This is a genomic window from Leisingera sp. UBA4491, from assembly GCF_002388965.1.
In the GTDB taxonomy this organism is placed as follows: Bacteria; Pseudomonadota; Alphaproteobacteria; order Rhodobacterales; family Rhodobacteraceae; genus Leisingera; species Leisingera aquaemixtae.
The window spans coordinates 41,773-57,672 of sequence record NZ_DGNN01000009.1; the positions used below are offsets into that span (position 1 = coordinate 41,773).

The window sequence follows — 15,900 nt, forward strand, 5'->3', positions numbered from 1 at the left end:
CAAGACGGCAAAGCCGCATTGAATAGGAATTTTTACGCATCGCCCGGCGGCCCGCGCGGCGCCTCAGAACAGGTTGAAATACTCCGCCTGCTCCCACTCGCTGACGGTGTCCAGATAGCGCTCCCACTCGAACTGCTTGAGCTGCAGCAGGTAATCCGCGGCGTCCGCCCCCAGCGCCTCGCGGCACAAGGCTGAGCCTGCGAAGCCCTCCAGCGCCTGGCCCAGCGAGCGCGGCAGGCGCGCGGCCTCCTCGCTATAGGGCGACAGGGTGGGTTTCGGGGCCTCCAGCCCCTCGCGGATCCCGGCAGCGCCCGCGATGATCTGGGCGGCGAGCGCGTAATAGGGGTTGGCGGAACTATCGGGGGCGCGGTTTTCGATCCGGCTGGCGGCATCGCCCGGCTGCATCAGCGCCCGCAGCATGGCGCCGCGGTTGTCCACGCCCCAGCCGATTCGGCTGGGGGCCAGCTGGAACGGCAGATACCGCTTGTAGCTGTTCACCGTGGGCGCAATCAGCAGCGAGGTCTCAGCCGCGTATTTCAACAGGCCCGCCATCCAGCCGCTGGCAGGCGGGGTCAGCATCCCGGCGGCTTCGGGCATGAACAGGTTGCGCCCCGTGGCCAGATCCTGCAGCGACTGGTGCACGTGCCAGCCGTTGGCCATGGCACCCGCCAGCCGCGGCTTGGCCATGAAGCTGGCGTGCAGGCCTTTGCGGGCGCAGACCTCCTTGACCATGGTGCGGAACATCACCATCGCATCCGCCTGCGCCATGGCGCTGTCGGGGGCAAAGGTGAATTCGACCTGGCTGGGGCCCATCTCGATTTCCACGGACCGCACCGGCAGGCCCAGTTTCTGTGCGTTGCGGCGCAACAGGTCCAAGATGCCCTCGACCTCGCCATAGCGGGTTTCGGTGAGATACTGATAGCCTTGCGTCAGGTTGCGGGTCTGCACCGGTACGCCGGGGCGGCCTGCCTGCTCGTGGGCGGCAGATGGGTCCGCCAGTTCGAAGATGTGAAACTCCACCTCCAGCCCGAAGGTGGCCGCCATCCCCTGCCCCGCCAGCCGGTCCACCGCCCGCTGCAGCACGCTGCAGGAGGCAAAGGGGATCCGCTGGCCGTCCGGGTAGACCGGCGCGCAGAAAATCCAGGCGGAATGGCCGGACCAGGGCAGCGCGCGGAAGGTGTCCGGGCGCGGCACCAGCAGCACGTCGCCAGCGCCCTGCATCGGCCCGGCCAGCCCGGTGCCGCCCTCCCACACAGGAAAGGCATTGCGGTGCGAGGTGTCCTTGAGCAGCAGGGTCGCGGGCACGTTGAGGCCGCGCTCGAAGACAGAGGCAAAAGCCTCCGCCATCACTGTCTTGCCACGCAACAGCCCGTGCTGGTCCGGAAACAGCACCCGCACTGTCTCGATCCCGTCGAACTGCGCGCGCGAGGTGATCTCAGCCGCCTTGCGGCAGCCCTCCGCGCCGAGCAGCCCCAGGCGGGCCAGTTTGCCGGATGTGAAGTCTTGTGCCATGGACGGCCTCTCGATGCAGAGCAGTTTGAAATTGCACCGGAAACGGTCCCAGCGTCCAGCCCGCCGCCAGGTTTCCCCGTAACCCGTTGCGCAATCCGGATATTGCGGAGGTTTTGCGGCTTGACAGAGTTCATGAAGCGAACAAGGTGTGCAGTATTTGCACAAAGGCCGCCGCAGCAGGCGGCAGCATTTCAAGACCAGGACAGGCGGCGCAGATGACAGCGGTGGAACAGGACAGGAATATTTCGTCAAGCTTTGCCAAAGGGCTGGCGGTTCTGGCGGTGTTTGATGCGGCCTCCCCCAGCATGACCCTGGCCGAGATCGCCCGGCGCACCGGCCAGGACCGGGCCACCGCCCGGCGCGGGGCGCTGACGCTGGTGCAGGCGGGTTATCTGCGCCAGGACGGGCGGATGCTGTCCCTGACGCCGCGGGTGCTGGCGCTGGCGGGCGGCTTTCTGCAGGCCAACCAGTTCGGCCGCCGGGTGCAGCCGGTGCTGAACCGCCACGCGCGGCAGATGGAGATCGAGGTGACGCTGGCGATGCTGGACCAGGGCCGGGTGCTGCTGCTGGCGCAATCGACGGTGGATCACGGCCATATCACCTATGGCTTCACCGCCGGATCGCATATTCCGCTGGCCCATACCAGTCTGGGGCGGATGCTGTTGGCCGGGCTGCCGGAGGGTGCGGCGGCGGCGGTGCTGGCAGAAACAGATATCCCGCACCACACCAGCCAGTCGCTGACCGGTCCCGCCGCCATTCTGGACCGCGTCGCCCAGGCCCGCGAACAGGGCTACTGCCTGACCGACAGCGAGTTCGAGGCCGGGATCACCGGCTATGCGGTGCCGGTGTCGCGCCCGGGCCGGACGCCGATCGTGGCGGGCTGCTCTGCCCCGCGCGGGCGGCAGCCGCAGGCCGATGCCGAGCGGCTGTTGCGCGGGCTGCAGCTGTGCGCGGCGGAGCTGCGCCAGGCCGAGGCGGTGGATCACCTGTAAGGCGCGTCTTGCTTTGTGCCGGGGCGGCGCTAGGCTGGGCGCAGGCATTTCCCGCAGGAGCATTTCGATGATGAAACAGACTGCACTGGCGGCGGCCCTGTGCGCCGCGCTTGCGCCCGCCGTATCCGCAAAAGGCGTGGAAGGCATCAAGGTCAGCGTGCTGGGCCGCGACTGGCTGGTGGTGCCGGTCGAAGGCACAACCGGCCGCTACAGCGCCACGCGGATGAACCTGGAGCACCTGGCCTTCCGCCCGCCCGCGGTGCTGACCGCCCGGCAGGCGGTGCGGGCCATGCAGGCGGCCACCGGCTGCAGCGTCAATCTGGATACGATGGTGCGTACGATCACCGGCACCTATTACGCGCAGGTCATCTGCCGCAAATAGAAGCGCCTTTGACGGTTGTGCGGTTTTGCGGTCTTTTTCTGAAACATCCTCTTGGGAAATGTGATCATTTTCCCGGGGGCCATGGATTGAGCGGCCCTAGCGCGCCTGCCATAGATTGCGCATGAAACTTGCTATCAACGGATTCGGCCGCATCGGCCGCGCCATCCTGCGCCAGATTCTGACCACATCGCGCGGAGACGGCATCGAGGTGGTGCGGATCAACGATATCGCACCCTTGGACATGTGCGCCTATCTGTTCCAGTACGACAGCACATTCGGCCCCTTTGCGCATCCGGTGGAGCATGGCAACGGCGCGCTGCAGGTGATGGGCCGCAGCATTCCGGTCAGCCACGAGCCCGACCTGACCAAGGTCGGCCTGAGCGGCGTCGATCTGGTGCTGGAATGCACCGGCATCGCCCGGACCTCCGACGTGGCAGAGCGCGGGCTGAAGGCCGGCGCCGGCAAGGTGCTGATCTCCGGCCCCTCCCCCGCGGCTGAGCTGACCATGGTGCTGGGCGCCAACGAGGAGACATTGGGCGACGCCCGGATCGTCTCCAACGCCTCCTGCACCACCAATGCGCTGACGCCGCTGGTCAAGCTGCTGGACGGGATCGCCGGCATTGATACCGCGCATATGACCACCATCCACTGTTACACCAACTCGCAGCCGATGGTGGACGCGCCGCGGGGCGATTTCGCCCGCTCGCGCGGCGGCGCGCAGTCGATGGTGCCGACGACGACCTCGGCGATGCATCTGATCGACGAGGTGCTGCCGCATCTGAAGGGCCGTGTCAGCGGCGCCGCGGTGCGGGTGCCGACGGCCAGCGTGTCGGCGGTGGATCTGGTGGCGCAGCTGAAGACCCCGATGAGCGCGGCAGAGTTCACCGCCGCCCTGCGCGAAGGGGTGGCGGCCTCGCAGGTGATGGGCTGGACCGATATGCCGCTGGTGTCCTCCGATCTGCGGGCGCGGACCGAGTCGCTGGTTATTGCCGGGCCGGAAACCCGCATGGCCGGGACCGCCCAGGTGCGGGTGTTCGGCTGGTATGACAATGAATGGGGCTTTTCCGCCCGGATGCTGGACGCGGCCCGGCTGATGGCCGGCTGACAGCCGCCCGCCGTTGGCGGCGGCTATCCCTGCGGGCTTCGCCCCTGTCCTGCCAGCCGCAGCCAGCGGAAAATCAGCATCAGGGCAAACATGCAGACCGCAAGGCCGATCAGGTCACCCGCTGCGTAAACCGCCATCACCGGCAGCTGATCGTCGGGGAAAATCAGGCCTGAGAACACCACCGTCTGCCCCAGCGAGTTGATCACCGACGCCAGCCCGCCGATGGCCAGCAGCCCGGTCCAGGCAATCCGCCGCGACTGGCCGGCATACAGATCCCAGCCGAACAGCCAGGCGACCTCGAAGGCCGCAAACACCGAGAAGGCCCCGACGCCGATGGATTGCAGCAAGACCGGCTCCATCAGCTCCCGCACGCCGGCCGTGGTGAACAGCAGCTCCGACAGCAGCGCGCCCGCGGCGAGCGGCAGCACGGCTTTCCAGCCGAACAGCCAGATGCACAGCACCCGCACCCCGTGCGGCAGGTAGGCCAGACTGGCGAAAACGGTGATTTCCGGCAGAAACAGGTTCTGCACAGGTGTGACCACCAAGGCGGTCAGGCCGTGGCAGATGACATAGACAGCGGTGATCACCGCAAACCCCTGTACCGGGGACAGCAACTGGTAAAATCGACTCATGCCGCCCGTTTATCCAGAGGACGCAGAAGCTGCAATCATATGCAGCGCCGCCGGCGGCAAACCATCACTGGGCAGAGGGATCGAAGCGCACCACGTAACGCTTGGCCCGGCTGCCGCCGGCCCGCTCCAGCAGACCCATGCTCAGCAGTGATTTCAGCGTGCGGTGATAGGTGGCCTGGGCAATCCCCTGCACCAGCCGGTGGCTGCGAATCTGGTCGGATTGCACCGCGGCGCCAGGCGCGCTGGTCAGCGCATGGGCCGCCAGCAGCACGTCCCGCTCCGCCGGGCTGAGCCGGTCCAGCCCGATATCGCGCTCCATCTGAAACAGCATGTCGCGCAGTTCAAAAACTGATTTCAAAGCATCCAAAACTGTTACCCCTTGAAAACTCAACCTTCTGGTTCAGAACAGGCCCTGCCAGGGCAAGGCGAAATGATACCCCCTGAAATTATCAGACTGACAATTATATGGACAGCCATAATCCAGATGGTATCATTTCAGACAGGCTAGCTGCATGTGAGTGGTGGCTGCGCCTGCGTTACCCGATGTAGTTTTTGTTAATCAGTGCCAGCTCCGGCAGGTTCGCCTGCCGGAGCTGAACCGAATAGTACATTTTAAAACTGCTTTCCAATCTCCTTTACGGTCATTTTTCCCGCATTCGCGCCATAGCGGCAAAAAAATGTCCTTGCCGGACGCCTCTTTCCCGCGGCTGCCGGGGCCGCAGCCCCTCTCCGCCGTCCGGATGCGCGGCAATCCGCCGCTGCCGGAGACAGGCGGAATGCCGCTGCTTTGCCAGTTCCATCGCGTAAATTTCCCGTGCTAGGCTCAGCGCTGACGCCTGCCGCCCTGCCGGGCCGCACGGCCGGATTTTTTTACGCCCGCCACCGGGAGCAAACATGAATTTTCCATTCCGCCCGCGCCTGACCGCGCGCGCCCTTGCCTTCAGCTTTCTGACCCTGCTGCCGCCTGCCGCCTTTGGCGCCGACGCCACGCTTCAGGCCCCCGGGGCAAATGCCGGCCTTGCTGACCGGCTGCGCGGCGCCTCGGCCTCGGTTGCCGCCAGCGGCGAAACCAATGTGCAGGAGATTCTGGCGGCGGCGCTGTCGGACTACCGGACGCTGGTGCAGGTGCTTTATGACGCGGGCCATTTCGCGCCGGTGGTTAATATCCGCCTGGACGGGCGCGAGGCGGCGCTGATCCAGCCGCTGAACCCGCCGCAAAGCGTCCGCACGGTGGAGATCACCGTCCAGCCCGGCCCGCGGTTTGCCTTCGGCAAGGCGGACCTGTCGCCGCTGCCGCGGCAGAGTGACGTGGAGTTTCCCGAGGAATACGCTCCCGGCCAGCCCGCCAGCACCGGCGCGATCCGGGATGCGGCGGTTGCGGGGGTGCGGGCCTGGCGGCGCAGCGGCCATGCCAAGGCCGCGGTGGCCGAGCAGAGGATCACCGCCAATCACCTGCAGGCGCGCCTGGATGCCCAGCTGCGGCTGGCCCCCGGCCCGCGCCTGCGTTTCGGCCGGATGGCCGTGACCGGCGACACAAGGGTGCGCGAGGAGGCTATCCGCAGTATCGCGGGCTTTCCGGCGGGGGAGACGTTCCACCCCGACCTGATTGCGAAATCCGCCAGCCGGCTGCGCCGCACCGGCACCTTTTCCAGCGTGGTGCTGCGGGAGGCAGAGCAGCCGAACCCGGATGGCACCCTCGATTACACCGCGGTGGTCGAGGACCTGCCGCCGCGCCGCCTCACGTTCGGGGCCGAGATCAGCTCCTCCGACGGGGTGGAGCTGTCGGGCAGCTGGATGCACCGCAACCTGTTCGGGGCTGCGGAAAAGCTGCGGATCGAGGCGCGGGTCAGCGGCATCGGCAGCAGCAACGACATCGACGGGCGCGTGGCAGTGCGGCTGGACCGGCCCGCGGCGCTGGGGCCGGATGACCTGATCTTCTACCTCGCCGAGGCCGAACAGCTGGACGAGGAGCATTACAAGGCCACCCAGGTGTTCGGCGCGGCCGGGGTGCGGCGCACCTTCTCCGACAAGTTCTTTGCCGAGGCTGCGCTGGGGGTGTCCTCGATCCTGGCCGAGGACGTGTTCGGCAAGCGGCGGTTCAAATACATCGCGGGCCGCCTGCGCGCGGAATACGACGAGCGCGACAGCCGGGTGAACCCGGCCAGCGGCTATTACCTGCAAGGCACGGCGACGCCCTTCATCGGCTTTGGCGGCAGCAAGTCCGGGCTGCAGATCAAAGCGGACGGGCGCGCCTATTACGGCTTGGGCGCGGACGACCGGATCGTGCTGGCCGGGCGGCTGCAGCTGGGCTCTGTCGCCGGCCCGTCGCTGAGCGAGATCTCCCCCACCCTGCTGTTCTTCTCCGGCGGTGCGGGCACGGTGCGCGGGCATGAGTTCCAGTCGCTGGGCGTGCCGGTTGCCGGCGGCACCGCCGGCGGGCGCAGCTTTGCGGCGCTGTCGGGCGAAGTGCGGGGAAAGGTCACCGACACGATTTCCCTGGTCGGCTTCTACGACATCGGTTTTGTCGATGCGGACAGTTTTGTGTCGGGATCGTCCGCGCGCCACGCCGGCGCCGGCATCGGGGTGCGGTATGATGTGGCGGGGATTGGGCCGATCCGGCTTGACCTTGCCTATCCGGTGGACGGCGGGTCCGAGGACGGGCTGCAATTTTATATCGGGATAGGACAGGCGTTTTGAAACAGATACTTGCCTATAGCCTGGCCCTGGGCCTCGCGGCGGCGCCGCTGGCGGCGCAGGACACTCCGGAAGAAGACGCGGGCGGGCTGCTGGTCGATTTCCTGGAGGACACGCTGTCAGGCGACAGCCGCTATATCAGCGTCAGCGGGCTGCAGGGGGCGTTTTCCTCTGAGGCCACAATCCAGAAGATCACGGTGGCCGACGAGAAAGGCATCTGGCTGACCATCGAAGGCGCCGCGCTGGACTGGAACCGGCTCGACCTGCTGCGCGGGCGGTTCTCGGTCAATGAGCTGTCGGCGGAGCGCATAGCGGTGGAGCGCGCGCCCGAGCCGCTGCCGCCGGACCCGGAACTGCCGGAGGCGGCGGCCACGCCCTTCTCGCTGCCGGAGCTGCCGGTGGCGATCGAGCTGGGCCTGATCAAGGCGGAGCGGATCGAACTGGGCGCGGCTCTGGCAGGAACCGAAGCCAGTCTTAGGGTTGAGGGATCGCTGCGGCTGGCAGACGGCGCGCTCGACACCAAGCTGGAGGCGGTGCGGCTGGACAAACCCGGCGACCACCTGCGGCTGGAGGCGGGATATGCCGATGAAACCCAGCAGATCACCCTGGACCTGACCGCGGATGAGGCTGCGGGCGGGCTGATCTCGCGCAGCCTGGACTTGCCCGGCAACCCTGACCTGCAGCTGACCGCCAAGGGCAGCGGGCCGGTAACGGATTTCACCGCTGACATCAGCTTCAGCGCCAACGGCGCGGAGCGGCTGGCGGGCCAGGTGGTGCTGGCGGCCCAGCCCCTGCCCGCGGATGCGGCGCCGGAGACGCCGCGCGGCATCCGCTTTTCCGCCGATCTGGGCGGCAATATCGACGTGCTGCTGCCGCCGGTGCACCGCCCGTTCTTTGGCCCGGGCCTGCGGCTCAACGTGAAAGGCATCCGTGAAGGCAGCGGCGCGCTGGCGCTGGACACTCTGGTTCTGCGCACCCGGGCGCTGCAGGTGAGCGGCGCCGCGGCGCTGGCGGCGGGCGGCCGGCTGGACACCGCCAATCTGAAGGCTGCCATCACCCCGCCGCCGGGCCAGGCCGCGGTCACCCTGCCCGTGGGCGGCGGCCAGACCACGCTGGCGGCGGCGGACCTGCAGCTGCGGAAGCGGACGGACGGCAACTGGACCCTGGACGGGGTTCTGCACCAGCTGAGCCATCCCGCCGCACTGGTGGACCAGGCAGAGGTCACCGGCCGCGGCACGCTGGATCAAAGCAGCGGCCTTGCGCTGGAGGGGCGGCTGTCGGCCGCGCTCAGCGGGTTGCAGCCGCGCGACCCGGCGCTGGCCAAGGCCACCGGCAGCGACATCCGCTTTGAGGGCACCCTCAGCACCGAAGGCCCCGGTGCGCTGCGGATCACCGAAATGGAACTGCGCGGCACCGATTACCAGGCGGCGGGTGATGTGACCCTGGACGGGCTGGAAGAGGGGCTGAAAATCACCGCGGACCTGACCGCAGAGGCATCGGAGCTGGCGCGTTTCTCGGAGCTGGCCGGACGGCCCCTGGGCGGCGCGGTGCGGGCGGACGTCCAGGGTTCCTTCACGCCGCTGTCCGGCGCCTTTGACACCGATCTGGACCTCACCGCCGAGAACCTCTCCGCCGGGATTGCCAAGGCGGATGAGCTGCTGGCGGGCACCACCACGGTGGCGCTCAAGGCGTCGCGGGACGAGATCGGCATCGCCGTCGACACATTCGAGCTGAAGGGCAGTGCACTGGCCGCTTCTGCTGCGGGCACGCTGAACAATGACAGCGGACAGATGGAGATCAGCGCCCGGCTGACCCGGGTGGAGGTGCTGCTGCCGCAGGCCCCCGGCACGCTGGAGCTGGCCACCACGGTCACCCGTACCGGCAGGCGGTTTGATGGCGTGGCCGAGCTGACCGGGCCGCATTCCTCCAGCGCCCGGCTGGACGGGTCTGTCACTTTGGAGGGCGACGCCGATTTCGACTTTGCCGCCGCCTTTAATGAGCTGGAGCGGTTCGTGCCCGAACTGGCGGGCCGGCTGACCGCCGAAGGCACCGCGGAGCGGCGCAACGGCGAGTGGCAGATCGCCGCCACCGCGGATGGCCCGGCGGAGCTTGCGGTCAAGGCCGAGGGCCGCTTTGCCGAAAGCAATGGCGACACCGATCTGCGGTTTGACGCCGTCATCGGGCGGCTGCAGCAGCTGGTGCCGGATCTGGCCGGGCGGCTGGCCGCCAAGGGCACCGCCGCCCGCCGCGACGGTACTTGGACGGTCGACAGCACCGCCAGCGGCCCCGCGGGCATCGACAGCCGCATCGCAGGCAGCTGGAACGAGGCCGAGGGCACCGCCGATGTAACCGCCAAAGGCACCCTGCGGCTGGAAGGGATGAACCCTTTCATCTCTCCCAACCTGATGCAAGGGCCTGCGAATTTCGACCTGGCCATGCGGGGGAAGCCGGCGCTGGACTCCTTGAGCGGCACCGTGTCGGTCCCCGGCGCCTCGCTGGCGATCCCGGCGGCGGCGCAGCGGCTGGATGACATCAACGCCACCGTCTCCTTTGCCCGCTCCAGCGCGCAGGTGCAGGCCTCGGCCCGCGGCCGCGACGGCGGCACCCTGCAGATCAGCGGCCCGGTGGCGATGCGCCCCCCCTTCAGCAGCAATCTGCAGATTGCCATCGGCGATCTGGTGGTGACGGACAACCTGTCTTACGAGACCCTGCTGAACGGCAGCCTCACCTTGTCCGGCGCAATGGCGGGCGACAAGCGGATCGGCGGGCAGATCAATGTCGGCGAGACCAATATCAACCTCAACACCGCAGGCGGCTCGGTCTCGTCGGCGCCAATCCCGCCGATCAGCCATGTGGGGGCACCGCGCGATGTGCGCCAGACCCTAGCGCGGGCGGGGCTGACCGGCAACAATGGCGGCGGCGGGGGCGGCTCAGCCAGAACCGAACTGGATATTCTGATCAGCGCCCCCTCGCGGGTCTTTGCCCGCGGCCGCGGACTGCGCGCAGAGCTGGGCGGCGAGATCCGCCTGCGCGGCACCACCGCGCGGCTGTCGCCCTCGGGCCAGATCAGCCTGATCCGCGGCACCTTTGACATCCTGGGCCGGCGGCTGGAGCTGGACGAGGGGCGGATCACCCTACTGGGCGATCTGAAACCCTATCTGGAGTTCAAATCCACCGCCGCCACCGGCGAGGGCACCGCCACGCTGGAGATCTCCGGCCGGGTCGATGCGCCGGAGATCAAGGTGACGTCGGAGCCGCCGCGCCCGTCGGAGGAGGCGCTGGCGCTCTTGCTGTTCGGCGACAATATTGAGGATATCTCGCCGCTGGCGCTGGCCCGGCTGGCCGGCTCCGCGCTGACGCTCAGCGGGCGCGGCGGCGGGGCGCAAAGCAAGGTGCGGCAGGCCACCGGCGCCGACACGGTCGATATCGGCGCCGACAATCTGGGCGCTGGCCAGCTGGGCCTGGGCGGCTATGTGGCGGAGAACGTCTATACCGATTTCAACGTCAACACCCGCGGCGACAGCGAGCTGAGCATCAATCTGGATGTGACCAAAAGCCTGACGGTGCAAGGCACGGTGGACAGCGAAGGCGAGACCGGGTTCGGCCTGTTCTTCAAGCGCGACTATTGACGGCGGCGGCCTAGCCGCGGACAGGGCGCACCGCCGTCCGGTCCGCGCCGCCGGGCCGCCGTCCGCCGAGGGCCTGTTTGCGGCCATCTGCCGCCCCTGGGACTGCAGCAATCCCGCCGCAATTGCAGTTGAGCCGGCAGGCAGCGCTTGCAGCCGCCGGCGGAACCTTGCAGGTTGACAGCGACAGTCCCGGCAGGCGCAAAACGGAGCCCCGCGTGCACAAATCATTCGGCCACAGGCTGGCGGCCCGCGCCGGGAGGATGGCGCAAGACGCCCTGCACCGCGCAAGGCTGCACAGGTCGCTGCAGCATCTGCACGGCCCCGCCCGCCGGTTTGCCGCCCCGCAGGAGGCGGTGCTGATCGCGCTGGTGCGGGACGGGGCCTATTACCTCGACGTCTTTTTCGAGCATTACCGGCGGCTCGGCGTCTCCTGCTTTGTCTTCATCGACAATGGCTCGACGGATGGCACCGTGGAGCGCATCCTGCAGGAGCCGGGCACCGCAGTGCTGCGCTCCGCCCTGCCCTGGCTGGAGTTTGAGAACAGCTTCCGCGCCTATGCCGCCAGCCGGTATGGCCAGGACCGCTGGTGTCTGTTTGCCGACATGGACGAACTGCTCGATTTCGAAGGCAGCGGCACCGCCGGGCTGCCCGGGCTGACCGGCTATTTGGCGCAGCAAGGCTATACCGCGCTGCAGGCGCAGATGCTGGAGATGTTCCCCAAGGGCCCGCTGGCGGCGGCCCGCGGGCTGCCCTATCGCGGCGCGGTAAAGGCCTTCCGCTATTGCGATATCAGCACGGTGCAGGCGCTGGATTACGCCGCCGCGGAGACCGGGCTGGCCTATTACCTGCGCCAGAACAGCCTGCCGCCGGGCGGGGCGCGGATGCTGTATGGCGGGGTCCGCGGCAAGGTCTTCGGCGAGCGCTGCTGCCTCAGCAAGCACCCGCTGGTGTTCAACGGCCCCGGCGTGCAGGCGGCAGTGCATCCGCATGTCTCTGCCGGGGTGGCGGTGGCGGACGTCGAAGGGCTGATCCGCCACTACAAGTTTGCCGGCGACAGCCTGGCACGCGATCTGCAGACCCGGGCCGAGGCGGTCTCCGAACATGGCGAGGACAGGCTGCGCAGCGACGCAATGCAGGCGCAGCCGGAGCTGAGCCTGTGGTCAGATGCGGCCTTGGAAGACGCAAGCATCGCCGGTCTGCAGCGCCGGGGCTTCCTGCGCTGCGCGCCGGGGTACAGCGCCCGGATGGCCGGAGACGGCGCATGAGTGCGGCGTCCATCGGCGCGGTGGTGATCGGCCGCAACGAAGGCGCGCGCCTGATCCGCTGCCTGCGCTCCCTGCAAGGGCAGGTGCAGCAGCTGATCTACGTGGACAGCGGTTCAAGTGATGGCTCGGCGGAGGCGGCGCGGCGCTTGGGCGCTGAGGTTGTGGATCTGGACCTCAGCCGCCCCTTCACCGCCGCCCGTGCCCGCAATGCCGGTCTGGCCGCCCTGCGGGGCGGGATCGAGCTGGTGCAATTCGTGGACGGCGACTGCGAGGTGGACCCGGGCTGGATTCCAGCCGCGGCGGAGTTCCTGCGAACCCGGCCCCGGGCCGCGGCGGCCTGCGGGCGGCGGCGGGAGCGGTTTCCGCAGGCGTCGGTCTATAACCGGCTGTGCGACGCCGAATGGGACACCCCCGTTGGCGAAGCCGCGGCCTGCGGCGGCGATGCGATGATGCGGGTGGCGGCGGTCTATACCGCGGGCGGCTACCGCGAGAGCCTGATTGCCGGCGAGGAGCCGGAACTGTGCCTGCGGCTGCGGCGGGCGGGCTGGGAAATCTGGCGGCTGGACGCTGAGATGACGCTGCACGACGCGCAGATGCTGCGCTTTGGCCAGTGGTGGAACCGCAGCCGCCGCGCAGGCCACGCCTTTGCCGAGGGGGCTGCGCTGCATGGCGCGGGACCGGAGCGCCATTGGCGCACCGAGACCCGCCGCGCGCTCACCTGGGGCGCGGTGCTGCCCGCCGCCATCGCGGCTGCCGGGCTGATCAGCCCTGCCCTGCTGCTGGCGGCGCTGATCTACCCGGTCCAGGTCCTGCGCCTGTCCCGACGCATGGGGTATGAACGGGCGCTGTTTTCGGTACTGGGCAAATTTGCCGAAGCCTCCGGCGCGCTGGAGTACCACTGGCGGCGGCGGCGCGGCACGGCGCGCGGCATTCTGGAGTACAAGTAGCATTGCCGGGGGCTTTGCCCCTCTTGGCCTTCCGGCCAATTCACCCCAGGATATTTGCAGCCAGATGAAAAAAGGATCCGGTCTTCATCTGGCTGCAAATATCCCGGAGCGCGAGGCAGAGCCTCGCATCAGGCTGCTCAGCGGGTCCGGATCCGCCAGGCTTTGAGCATCTGGGCAGGCAGGATGGCCAGGCATCTGGCATAGCGCGGCAGCAGCCGGGTCGGGCTGGACAGCGCCCGCCACAGCCACTCCATCGCGATCGCCCGCACCCAGGCAGGGGCGCGCTTCTGATGGCCGCCGAGGAAATCCAGCCCGGCGCCGATGCTGGCAAAGCCGGTGCGCGGCGCCAGCCGGCGGCCGCGCTGCGCCAGACGCTCCTGCTTGGGGGCGCCCAGCGCCAGGAAACACAGGCCGACGCCTGTCTCATCCAGCCGGTGCAGGATCCGGTCGGCCTCCTCGCCCTCCGGATCGAACCGGCCCGAGGGGGCGTGGCACCAGGCGATGTCCAGCCCGGACACTTCGGCGGCCAGCGCCTCCGCGGCGTCTGCCAGCGCCTCTTCTGTGCTGCCGGCCAGCGCCACCGGCACCCCGGCCCCGGCCGCCAGGCGGCACAGCGGCAGCACCAGATCCGAGCCCGGCATCAGCTCCACCGGGCGGCCCGCCAGCCGCGACAGCCAGACGATCGGGCGCCCGTCCGCCACCACCAGATCCTGCGCCTGGTAGGCGGCCAGGAACTCCGGCGACTGCGCCAGTTTGACCAAGTGGTCCAGGTTGACCGTGGCCAGGGCAAAGCCCTGGCGCGCCTTGAACCGCGCCCGGATCTCCGCCTCCAGCAGCGCCCGGCGGGGCATGTTCACCGCCACCCGGCGGCCGTTGAAATCGAAATACACTGCATCCCCCGGTCTTAGACAATTCCCTGATACATCCGGCATCCGCGTCAGGCCAGCACAGCCCGCCGGCCCCGGCCGCCAGCGTGGCATCGCTGCACACCGTTTACCGGTTCTTGCAAATCCGCGCGACAGCGCCCGCGGCAATCGTTAAACTTTGAACCAACGACCGGGGAACGAGGAGAAACTGGCCTGTGCCCAATGCCTTGGCCTATCTGATGCTGCTGGCCTGGCCGCTGGTCAGCCTGGTGCTGTTCCGGCGTCTGCCGCTGGAACGGGCGATCCTGTGGTGCCTGATTGCGGGCTATCTGCTGCTGCCGCCGCTGGCCGAGTTCGACCTGCCGCTGGTGCCGGATATGGACAAATTCGCCATTCCCTCGGTGATGGCCTTTGTGCTGTGCGCAGGGCTGCTGCGCAAGCCGGTGCCGCTGTTGCCGCGGCATCCGGCAGTGCGGCTGCTGACGCTGCTGTTCGTGTTCGGCGTCATCCCCACGGTGCTGACCAATGGCGAGCCGATCCTGTTCCGCAAGATCGCCAATTCCGACCCGATTATCTTCCTGACCGATCAGCTGCCGGGCCTGCGCTGGCGCGACCTGGGTTCCGTCATCATCAACCAGATGATCGTGCTGATCCCGTTCCTGCTGGCCCGCCGCTACCTCTCCACGCCCGACGCCCAGCGCGAGCTGCTGCTGGCGCTGATGATCGGCGCGCTGGCCTATACCATCCCGTCGCTGGTCGAGATCCGGTTCAGCCCGCAAATCAACGTCTGGGTCTACGGTTTCTTCCAGCATGACTTCAGCCAGATGATGCGTCAGGGCGGCTTCCGGCCCATCGTGTTCCTGCCGCATGCCCTGTGGCTGGCGTTCTTCATGCTGTCGGCGCTGCTGGCGGCCACCGCCCTGGCCCGTGCCACCGCCGGCGGGCAGCGGCTGCGCCTGGCGCTGGCGGCCGCCTATCTGTTTGCGGTGCTGGTGCTGTGCAAGAGTCTGGCCTCGCTCGCCTATGCGCTGGCTTTTGTGCCCGTCGTGGCGCTGGCGCCCTTGCGCTGGCAGCTGCGGGCGGCCCTGCTGCTGGCGGTGATCGCGGTGGTCTACCCGATGCTGCGCAACACCGGACTGGTGCCGACCGAAGCGCTGGTGGCACAGGCCGAGGTGATCAGTGCCGAGCGGGCGCATTCGCTGAACTACCGGTTCGAGAACGAAGCGCAGCTGCTTGCCAGGGCTGCGGAAAAACCGTGGTTCGGCTGGGGCGGCTGGGGCCGCAACCTGGTGCGGCACGAGGAGACCGGGCAGATCCTGTCGGTCCCGGACGGGCGCTGGATCATCGTCTTCGGCACCTTCGGCTGGCTGGGTTACATCGCCGAGATGGGGCTGCTGGCGGCGCCGCTGATGCTGCTGGCCTCTGCCGCGCGGCGGGCGCCTGCCGGCAGCGTCTCGCCCTATGCCGCGCCGATTGCGCTGATTCTGGCGGCCACCATGGTCGACATGCTGCTGAACGCGACGCTGGTCCCGATCACCTGGATGTGCGCGGGATCGGTTCTGGGCTATGCTGAGCGGCTGCTGTACCCGGATGTGTTCCGCCCGCGCCCTGCGCTGTTCGGCGGCGCGCAGGCAATGCTGCCTGACACCGCAGGCGCTGAGCGGCGCAGCATCCTGTGATGCCGCAATCTTTCCGCTTTTCCGGCCCAATTCAACACAATGCGTCCATAGGACAGCCGCATGGATTGACGAAGATAAACAAGAATTCATCCGGCCCCGCGGAGCAGATGGGGATCTATGCCGCAAGGCCGGAGCAGCCGCCGGGAAAAATCCCGGCACCGGATAATAAACCCGTCCGGCGGGCCCTGCCATTTTCG

The 15,900-nt window shown here is 68.3% G+C and carries 12 protein-coding genes; 8 read left to right on the top strand and 4 right to left on the bottom strand.

The window, feature by feature from the left end; genetic code table 11:
- Positions 1-63: 63 nt before the first annotated feature.
- Positions 64-1,512 carry a glutamine synthetase family protein gene (locus B2P87_RS03345; protein WP_141889683.1) on the bottom strand — a complete coding sequence of 483 codons (1,449 nt, stop codon included), beginning with the start codon at positions 1,510-1,512 and terminating at the stop codon, positions 64-66.
- A gap of 215 nt (positions 1,513-1,727) precedes the next feature.
- Between B2P87_RS03345 and B2P87_RS03350 the strand changes: the two genes are divergently transcribed.
- From B2P87_RS03350 to B2P87_RS03360, 3 genes are all read left to right on the top strand, one after another.
- The gene (locus tag B2P87_RS03350) at positions 1,728-2,504 is read left to right on the top strand and encodes an IclR family transcriptional regulator domain-containing protein (RefSeq protein WP_141889682.1); all 777 of its coding nucleotides are present in this window, start codon (positions 1,728-1,730) and stop codon (positions 2,502-2,504) included.
- Between the two features lie 70 nt (positions 2,505-2,574).
- Positions 2,575-2,886, top strand: coding sequence for a hypothetical protein (locus tag B2P87_RS03355; protein ID WP_244940777.1), 312 nt, complete (start codon positions 2,575-2,577; stop codon positions 2,884-2,886).
- Between the two features lie 121 nt (positions 2,887-3,007).
- Positions 3,008-3,991 carry a type I glyceraldehyde-3-phosphate dehydrogenase gene (locus B2P87_RS03360; protein ID WP_141889680.1) on the top strand — a complete coding sequence of 328 codons (984 nt, stop codon included), beginning with the start codon at positions 3,008-3,010 and terminating at the stop codon, positions 3,989-3,991.
- A 23-nt stretch (positions 3,992-4,014) separates the two neighbouring features.
- On the opposite strand, the gene B2P87_RS03365 is transcribed toward B2P87_RS03360, so the two are convergent.
- Positions 4,015-4,623 (bottom strand): hypothetical protein, encoded by a 609-nt coding sequence (locus B2P87_RS03365; RefSeq protein ID WP_141889679.1) that lies wholly within the window; start codon positions 4,621-4,623, stop codon positions 4,015-4,017.
- 64 nt (positions 4,624-4,687) lie between these two features.
- Complete coding sequence (locus B2P87_RS03370) at positions 4,688-4,954, bottom strand: hypothetical protein (protein WP_286851845.1); 267 nt, start codon at positions 4,952-4,954, stop codon at positions 4,688-4,690.
- A gap of 563 nt (positions 4,955-5,517) precedes the next feature.
- Between B2P87_RS03370 and B2P87_RS03375 the strand changes: the two genes are divergently transcribed.
- The 4 genes from B2P87_RS03375 to B2P87_RS03390 all read left to right on the top strand — a co-directional run bounded on the left by B2P87_RS03375 (position 5,518) and on the right by B2P87_RS03390 (position 13,158).
- A complete protein-coding gene (locus B2P87_RS03375) occupies positions 5,518-7,320 on the top strand; it encodes an autotransporter assembly complex protein TamA (protein ID WP_141889677.1) in 1,803 nt (600 codons plus the stop codon).
- Positions 7,317-10,946 (top strand): translocation/assembly module TamB domain-containing protein, encoded by a 3,630-nt coding sequence (locus B2P87_RS03380; protein ID WP_141889676.1) that lies wholly within the window; start codon positions 7,317-7,319, stop codon positions 10,944-10,946. The genes B2P87_RS03375 and B2P87_RS03380 overlap by 4 nt, the downstream gene beginning before the upstream one ends.
- Before the next feature lie 215 nt (positions 10,947-11,161).
- Positions 11,162-12,211, top strand: a complete 1,050-nt coding sequence (locus B2P87_RS03385; RefSeq protein ID WP_244940776.1) for a glycosyltransferase family 2 protein — start codon at positions 11,162-11,164, stop codon at positions 12,209-12,211.
- The gene (locus B2P87_RS03390) at positions 12,208-13,158 is read left to right on the top strand and encodes a glycosyltransferase (protein WP_141889675.1); all 951 of its coding nucleotides are present in this window, start codon (positions 12,208-12,210) and stop codon (positions 13,156-13,158) included. The genes B2P87_RS03385 and B2P87_RS03390 overlap by 4 nt, the downstream gene beginning before the upstream one ends.
- Before the next feature lie 137 nt (positions 13,159-13,295).
- On the opposite strand, the gene B2P87_RS03395 is transcribed toward B2P87_RS03390, so the two are convergent.
- Positions 13,296-14,048, bottom strand: coding sequence for a WecB/TagA/CpsF family glycosyltransferase (locus B2P87_RS03395; RefSeq protein WP_141889674.1), 753 nt, complete (start codon positions 14,046-14,048; stop codon positions 13,296-13,298).
- A gap of 191 nt (positions 14,049-14,239) precedes the next feature.
- Here B2P87_RS03395 and B2P87_RS03400 point away from each other — a divergent pair, with 191 nt between their 5' ends.
- Positions 14,240-15,703, top strand: a complete 1,464-nt coding sequence (locus B2P87_RS03400; protein WP_141889673.1) for a hypothetical protein — start codon at positions 14,240-14,242, stop codon at positions 15,701-15,703.
- Positions 15,704-15,900: the final 197 nt, after the last annotated feature.

Excerpts from the sequence above, each read along its gene's own strand:
- B2P87_RS03345 (WP_141889683.1), bottom strand. The coding sequence starts at position 1,512 with ATGGCACAAGACTTCACATCCGGCAAACTGGCCCGCCTGGGGCTGCTC.
- B2P87_RS03350 (WP_141889682.1), top strand. The coding sequence starts at position 1,728 with ATGACAGCGGTGGAACAGGACAGGAATATTTCGTCAAGCTTTGCCAAA.
- B2P87_RS03355 (WP_244940777.1), top strand. The coding sequence starts at position 2,575 with ATGAAACAGACTGCACTGGCGGCGGCCCTGTGCGCCGCGCTTGCGCCC.
- B2P87_RS03360 (WP_141889680.1), top strand. The coding sequence starts at position 3,008 with ATGAAACTTGCTATCAACGGATTCGGCCGCATCGGCCGCGCCATCCTG.
- B2P87_RS03365 (WP_141889679.1), bottom strand. The coding sequence starts at position 4,623 with ATGAGTCGATTTTACCAGTTGCTGTCCCCGGTACAGGGGTTTGCGGTG.
- B2P87_RS03370 (WP_286851845.1), bottom strand. The coding sequence starts at position 4,954 with ATGCTGTTTCAGATGGAGCGCGATATCGGGCTGGACCGGCTCAGCCCG.
- B2P87_RS03375 (WP_141889677.1), top strand. The coding sequence starts at position 5,518 with ATGAATTTTCCATTCCGCCCGCGCCTGACCGCGCGCGCCCTTGCCTTC.
- B2P87_RS03390 (WP_141889675.1), top strand. The coding sequence starts at position 12,208 with ATGAGTGCGGCGTCCATCGGCGCGGTGGTGATCGGCCGCAACGAAGGC.